This is a genomic window from Streptomyces recifensis, assembly GCF_002154615.1.
GTDB lineage: Bacteria > Actinomycetota > Actinomycetes > Streptomycetales > Streptomycetaceae > Streptomyces > Streptomyces griseoluteus.
This window is the reverse complement of sequence record NZ_MUNH01000259.1, coordinates 1-6,501: the sequence shown is the minus strand read 5'-3', so window position 1 is coordinate 6,501 and position 6,501 is coordinate 1. Positions and strand designations below refer to the sequence as shown.

Annotated in this window: 5 protein-coding genes; 3 read left to right on the top strand and 2 right to left on the bottom strand. The window is 74.5% G+C overall.

Going from position 1 to position 6,501, the window contains the following annotated elements:
- Nucleotides 1-454 (top strand): hypothetical protein (locus tag CCN33_RS15610; RefSeq protein WP_086694221.1); only part of this gene is annotated, 454 nt, incomplete at its 5' end.
- 10 nt (nucleotides 455-464) lie between these two features.
- Here CCN33_RS15610 and CCN33_RS15605 read toward each other — a convergent pair.
- Both CCN33_RS15605 and CCN33_RS15600 read right to left on the bottom strand, forming a co-directional pair.
- Nucleotides 465-1,328 (bottom strand): Fpg/Nei family DNA glycosylase, encoded by an 864-nt coding sequence (locus CCN33_RS15605; protein ID WP_086694220.1) that lies wholly within the window; start codon nucleotides 1,326-1,328, stop codon nucleotides 465-467.
- Between the two features lie 42 nt (nucleotides 1,329-1,370).
- Nucleotides 1,371-3,446 (bottom strand): SpoIIE family protein phosphatase, encoded by a 2,076-nt coding sequence (locus CCN33_RS15600; RefSeq protein ID WP_086694219.1) that lies wholly within the window; start codon nucleotides 3,444-3,446, stop codon nucleotides 1,371-1,373.
- A gap of 176 nt (nucleotides 3,447-3,622) precedes the next feature.
- Between CCN33_RS15600 and CCN33_RS15595 the strand changes: the two genes are divergently transcribed.
- Together CCN33_RS15595 and CCN33_RS15590 are read left to right on the top strand one after the other, a co-directional pair.
- On the top strand, nucleotides 3,623-5,035 hold the full coding sequence (locus tag CCN33_RS15595; RefSeq protein ID WP_086694218.1) for a lipase maturation factor family protein: 1,413 nt from the start codon (nucleotides 3,623-3,625) through the stop codon (nucleotides 5,033-5,035).
- Between the two features lie 89 nt (nucleotides 5,036-5,124).
- Nucleotides 5,125-6,489, top strand: coding sequence for an amidase (locus CCN33_RS15590; RefSeq protein ID WP_086694217.1), 1,365 nt, complete (start codon nucleotides 5,125-5,127; stop codon nucleotides 6,487-6,489).
- The last annotated feature ends 12 nt before the right edge of the window (nucleotides 6,490-6,501 follow it).

Here is a 6,501-nt window from a genome sequence, read left to right as displayed (position 1 = left end):
CGGCCCCCGGCTGCTGGACCGGCTGCTCGGCGAGATCACCGTACGCCACCGCACCCGGCGCCGCAGAGTCCTCTACGGGCTCGCCGCCTCGGTGGTGCTGGCGGTGGCCGGGCCCGCGGTGATGGCCTTCGCCGGGCACGGGGAGCCCGCGTCCCGCGTCACGGCGGCGACCGATCCGGGTACCGGGGTGTGGGCGCGGGTCACCACCGAGGGCGAGCGCTGGGGCACCGGTCTGCGGCTGGAGGTGCGGGACAGTGCCGGTCCGCACTCCTGCCGGCTGATCGTGGTCGGGCGGGACGGCTCGGAGCAGGTGGCGGGCGGCTGGACGGTCGGCGCGCACGACGAGGGCACCACCGCGACCACGGCCGGCTCCTCGCTCGACCCGGACGACATCGACCACTACGAGGTGCGCACGGACAAGGGCGAGCGGCTGGTGACGCTGCCCGCGCACTGACCGGCGCGGGTCACTTCAGCAGGCGGGACAGCCTGCGGTCGGCCAGCGGTTTGCCGCCGGTCTGGCAGGTGGGGCAGTACTGGAGCGAGGAGTCGCTGAAGGAGACCTCGCGAATGGTGTCCCCGCACACCGGGCAGGGCTCGCCGGTACGGCCGTGGACGCGCAGCCCGCTCTTCTTCTCCGCCTTCAGCCGCCCGGCCGCGATCCCCCGCGAGCGCTCGACCGCCTCGGTGAGGGTCGTGCGCAGGGCGGTGTGGAGGCGGGTGGTCTCCTCGGGGGTGAGGGAGGCGGCGAGCTTGTACGGGGACATCTTCGCCGCGTGCAGGATCTCGTCGCTGTAGGCGTTGCCGATCCCCGCGATCAGCGACTGGTCCCGCAGCGCGCCCTTGAGCCGGCGCCGCTCGCTCCTCAGCAGCCCCGCGAAACGCTCCTCGTCGAAGTCGTCGGCGAGCGGGTCGGGTCCCAGCCGGGCGATCCCCGGCACCTCGGCGGGGTCGCGCACCAGGTACACCGCGAGCCGCTTCTGCGTGCCGGCCTCGGTCAGGTCGAAGCCGTCCCCGTCCTCCAGCGCCACCCTGAGCGCCAGCGGTCCCTTGCCGGGGCGCGGCGGGGTGTCCGGCACGCGGTCGCGCCAGTGCAGCCAGCCCGCGCGGGCCAGGTGGGTGACGAGATGCAGGCCGCCGTCGCTCTGCAGGTCCAGGAACTTGCCGTACCGGCGCACGGCCGTGATCTCCGTGCCCTCCAGGGCGGTGACCGGCGGGTCGTAGGTCTTCAGCACGCTGATGGCGAGCGGCTGCACACGGGTCACCCGGCGTCCGGCCAGGTGCTCGGTGAGGAAGTCCTTCAGCGCTTCTACCTCGGGCAGTTCCGGCATGTGTCCAGGGTGCCACCGGTGGGCCGCGGTGACAGGCGGCGGTCAGCCGTCCGGGTGCGTCCGGAACTCGCACCACACGGCCTTGCCGCCACCGCGCGCCTCCACGCCCCAGGCGTCGGCCAGCATGTCGACCAGGAGCAGCCCGCGCCCCGATACCCCGTCGTCCTGCGGTTCGCGGCGGCGGGGCAGCGCGCTGGAGGAGTCCTCCACCTCGACGCGCAGCCGACGCTCGCCGCCGGTCGTCAGGCGCAGGGTGACGGTCGCGGACCCCTCGGTGTGCATCAGCGCGTTGGTGATCAGTTCGTCGGCGACGAGTTCGATCTCGTCGGCCCGCTCCCCCGCGCCCCAGGCCCGCACCTCGGCGCCGATGAGGTGCCGGGCGCGGGTGAGGGCGTCGGGGTCGCCGGGGGCGACGTGCTGGCGGAGCCGGCCGCGCGCTCCGGGTTCCTCGGGCTCCCGGCGGCGCAGCAGGAGCAGGGCGACGTCGTCCTCGCCGCCGCGTTCCTCGGCCATCGCGATCAGGCGCCCGGCGAGTTCGCGTACGTCGTCCGGGCCCTCGGCGAAGAGTTCCGCGAGGTCCCGCATGCCGTCGTCCAGGTCGGCGCCGGGCTGTTCGACCAGGCCGTCGGTGCACAGCAGCAGGGTGTGGCCCGGGTCCAGCTCCAGGGTGGCGACGGGGTACTCCAGCCGGCCGAACTCGGCGGAGAGTCCGAGCGGGAGCCCGCCCTCCAGGTCCAGGCGCCGGGTGGTGCCGTCGGCGTCCCGGAGCAGGGGGTCGAGGTGGCCGGCGCGGACGACCTGGACGACGCCGGTGGAGAGGTCGGCCTGGGCGTAGAGGCAGGTGGCGAAGCGGTCGGTGTCCAGTTCGTCGAGGAAGACGGAGGCGCGGGCCATGACGGTGGCCGGCGTGTGCCCCTCGGCGGCGTAGGCGCGCAGCACGATCCGGAGCTGGCCCATGACGGCGGCGGCGTGGGTGTCGTGGCCCTGGACGTCCCCGATGACGGCGCCGACCCGGCCGCCGGGCAACGGGATCAGGTCGTACCAGTCGCCGCCGATGTCCCGGCCGAGGGCGCCGGAGCGGTAGCGCACGGCCACGTCGGCGCCCCGGACGCTGGGGATGGTGCGGGGCAGCATGGCCTGCTGGAGGCTCTGGGCGAGGTCCTTCTCCTGCTCGTAGAGCATGGCGCGCTGGAGGCTCTGGGCGATGCTGCTGCCGAGGGCGACCAGTACCGCGCGTTCCTCGGCGGAGAAGCCGCGCCGGTCGTTGTAGAGCAGGCCCATCGCGCCGAGCGGGCGGCCCTGGGCGATCAGCGGGAGGTAGGCGGCGGAGGTGATGCGCAGCTCGGTGATGTGCGGCCAGAGGATCGGGTACTCCTCGGCGAACTCCTCCGGCGACTCGATGAACCGGGGGACGAGGGTGCGCACGACCTCGCTCATCGGGTAGGGCTCGTCGATCCGGGTGATGCGGGTGCCGGGCACGAAGCTCTCCGTGGGGCCCTCCGCGACCAGCCGGATGCGCCCGGCCTCCACCAGGCCGATGACGACGCTGGCCGCGCCGAGGTGGCGTATGCCGTGGGTGTCCTTGAGGGCGTCGATGACGTCCTGGACGCTGCGGGCGTGGGCGAGCGCGGCGGAGACGGCCTCCACGATGCCGGCCTGCTGGCGGAACGCCTCCTCCTGCGCGGTGCGCGGGGCCCGGGCGGGGCTGTCCGCGAGTTCCCGGGTGGCGTCGCGGACGAGGCCGACGACCCGGTGCGGGCGGCCGGAGCCGTCGCGGCGGATGGCGCCCTGGCTGTGCGCCCAGCGGATCGCGCCGTCGCGGCGTCGGATGCGGAAGTAGGCGCCGTAGGTCTCGCTGCCGTCCTTGATGGCTCGGGCGACCGCCGCGTCCAGCCGGGCCGCGTCCGGCGGGGGGACCCGGGCGGCCAGGGAGGTGGCTCGGCCGTCGTACTCCTCGGGGAGCAGGTCGAAGATCTCGTGAGCCCCCGCGTCCATGTGGAACAGGCCCGCGTCCAGGTCCCAGTCGAAGCTGCCCATGTGGTTGAGCGCCAGGATCGTGTCCGGGTCGGCGGGCCGGTTCTCCGGGAGTGACAGGGCACTCGCACCCCGATCAGCCATGGGGCCACCTTGCCAGCAAATGTCCGAATCTTCGAGTGGGGCGTGGCAGGGTGTGCCCGCCCGGCGCGTACGGGTTATGCGGGCCGGCGGCGCGGTACCCGGAAGACCGGGCGGACGCGACGGGCGGGGAGCGGCCCCGGCCGGGCGGCCGCCGCGGAGGCAGGAGTGCGAGCGCGATGGAGTGGTTCACCGCCCCCGACTACTGGCTGAGCCGGCTGGTGCTCCAGCGCGGGCTCGCCGCGCTCTATCTGGTGGCGTTCCTGGTGGCGGTACGCCAGTTCCGGCCGCTGCTGGGCGAGCGCGGACTGCTGCCCGTACCGCGCTATCTGGCGCGGGTGCCCTTCAAGGAGTCGCCCAGCCTGTTCCACGCCTACTACTCGGACCGCTTCTTCGCCGGGTGCGCCTGGGCGGGGTGCGCGGTGTCGGCGGCGCTGCTGGCGGGGGCGGACTCGCTGCTGCCGCTATGGGCCGGGATTGTGCTGTGGCTGGTGCCCTGGGCGCTGTACCTGTCGATCGTGAACGTGGGGCAGACCTGGTACGCGTTCGGCTGGGAGACCCTGCTGCTGGAGGTCGGCTTCCTGGCGGCGTTCCTCGGCAACGACGAGGTCGCGCCGCCCGTGGTGGTGCTGTTCCTGCTGCGCTGGGTGCTGTTCCGGGTGGAGTTCGGCGCGGGGCTGATCAAGCTGCGTGGGGACGCCTGCTGGCGCAAGCTGACCTGTCTGGACTACCACCACGAGACCCAGCCGATGCCGGGCCCCCTGAGCTGGTTCTTCCACCACTTGCCCAAACCCCTGCACCGGGTGGAGGTGGCCGCCAACCACGTCACCCAACTCGTCGTCCCGGTGCTGCTGTTCACCCCGCAGCCGATCGCCTCGGCGGCCGCCGCGCTGATGATCGTGACCCAGCTCTGGCTGGTGCTCTCCGGGAACTTCGCCTGGCTGAACTGGATCACCATCGTGCTGGCCCTGTCCGCGCTCCGGCTCCCCGCCGAAGCGCCCGCCGTGCCCGCCGCGCCGCTCTGGTACGAGGTGCTGGTGCTCGCCCTCGGCGTGGTCCTGCTGGCGCTCAGCTCCCGCCCGGTGCTGAACATGGTCTCCCGGCGCCAGGTGATGAACCGCTCCTTCGACCCGCTGCGTCTGGTCAACACCTACGGCGCGTTCGGCAGCGTCAGCCGGCACCGCTACGAGGTGGTGATCGAGGGCACCGACGACGAGCGCCCCAGCGAGGACGGCGACTGGCGTGCGTACGAGTTCCGCGGCAAACCTGGTGATCCCCGCCGCTGGCCGCGCCAGTTCGCGCCCTACCATCTGCGGCTGGACTGGCTGATGTGGTTCGCCGCGCTGTCGCCCGCGTACGCCGGCGACTGGTTCGGCAAGCTGGTGGAGAAGCTGCTGGAGGACGACCGCGACACCCTGCGCCTGCTGCGCAGCTCCCCCTTCCCGCCCGGCGCCCCGCCCCGCTTCATCCGGGCCCGCCTCTTCCGCTACCGCTTCACCACCTGGCGGGAGCTGCGCGAGACGGGCGCCTGCTGGGAGCGGACCTACGTACGGGATTTCCTGCGGCCGACCCGGCTCAGCGGTGGCCGGTGAACCGTCCCCCCTCTCGACGCCGGGCGCGGGAGCGGGCACAGTGCTGCCGTGCGCGCCGTCCGCGCGCCCGGAGTCCCCGAGGAGTGCACGTGAGTACGTGGGTCGGCCGTACGGCCGCCGAGATCGCCGCCGCCGTCCGCGAGAAGCGGGTCACCCCCCGGGAGGTGGTGGCGGAGCATCTCGCGCGGATCGCGGAGCTGGACGGGCGGGTCGGCGCGTTCCGCACCGTCCGCGCGGAAGCGGCCCTGGCGGAGGCGGACGAGGTCGGCGCCCGCCCGGACCTGGCCGAACTCCCCCTGGCGGGCGTGCCGGTGGCCGTGAAGGACAACCTCGGCGTACGCGGGGAGTCCACCCGCAACGGCTCCGCCGCGACCCCGGACGGCCCGGCCGCCGAGGACCATGTGACCGTGGCCCGGCTGCGCGCGGCGGGCGCCGTGGTGGTCGGTCTGACCAACGTGCCCGAGCTGTGCGTGTTCGGCACCACCGAGGGCGTGTACGGCACGGCCCGCAGCCCGTGGGACCTCACCCGCACGGCGGGCGGTTCCTCCGGGGGCAGCGCGGCGGCGGTCGCGGCGGGCCTGGTCCCGCTGGCGCTCGGCAACGACGGCATGGGCTCGCTGCGCATCCCGGCGGCCGCCTGCGGCCTGGTGACGCTGAAGCCGGGCCATGGCGTGGTCCCGGCGGACATCGGCCACGGCGACTGGTTCGGCATGTCGGAGAACGGCCCGCTGGCCACCACCGTCGAGGACCTGCGCCTGATGCTCGCCGTCCTCGCGGAGACCGCGTTCCCGGCGCCCGAGGAGCGCGCGCCCCGCCGCATCGCGGCCGCCGTGCGCAGCCCGCTGGCCGGGGTCACGGTGAGCGAGCCGTTCCGCACGGCGGTCCGCGAGGCGGCGGGCCTGCTCAACGGCGCCGGGCACACCGTACGGCGGGCCGAGCCGCCCTACCCCCTCGACCTCGGCCTGACCGCCCTGCGGCACTGGACGGCCGGTACGGCGGTGGACTCGGCCGAGCTGGACCCGGCCCGGCTCGCCCCGCGCACCCGTACGCACGCGGCCATCGGCCGGCGCTTCGTCCGCTCGGTCCGCACCGGCGACGCCCGTGACCGGCTCCGCGCCCGCCTGCTGCCGTTCCTCACCGAGTACGACGTACTGCTCACCCCGGCCCTGGCCCGCCGCTCGCCCGCCGCCGCGCCCTGGCACCAGCGGAGCTGGCTCGCCAACGTGGCGGTGAACACGGCCACTTCACCTTTCACCCCGGTCTGGAACCTGACCGGCTGGCCCGCGATGTCGGTCCCCTTCGGAGCCCTGCCGACCGGCGCCCCGGCCGCGGTCCAGCTGGTGGGCCGCCCGGGCACGGAGGCGGACCTGCTGGCGGTGGCGGAGGACCTGGAGCGACTGCGTCCCTGGGCGCGTACGGCACCGCTGAGCCAGGGCCCCAGCGGGTCCGCCTAGGGTCTTTCGTTT

Excerpts from the sequence above, each read along its gene's own strand:
- CCN33_RS15605 (WP_086694220.1), bottom strand. The coding sequence starts at position 1,328 with ATGCCGGAACTGCCCGAGGTAGAAGCGCTGAAGGACTTCCTCACCGAG.
- CCN33_RS15600 (WP_086694219.1), bottom strand. The coding sequence starts at position 3,446 with ATGGCTGATCGGGGTGCGAGTGCCCTGTCACTCCCGGAGAACCGGCCC.
- CCN33_RS15595 (WP_086694218.1), top strand. The coding sequence starts at position 3,623 with ATGGAGTGGTTCACCGCCCCCGACTACTGGCTGAGCCGGCTGGTGCTC.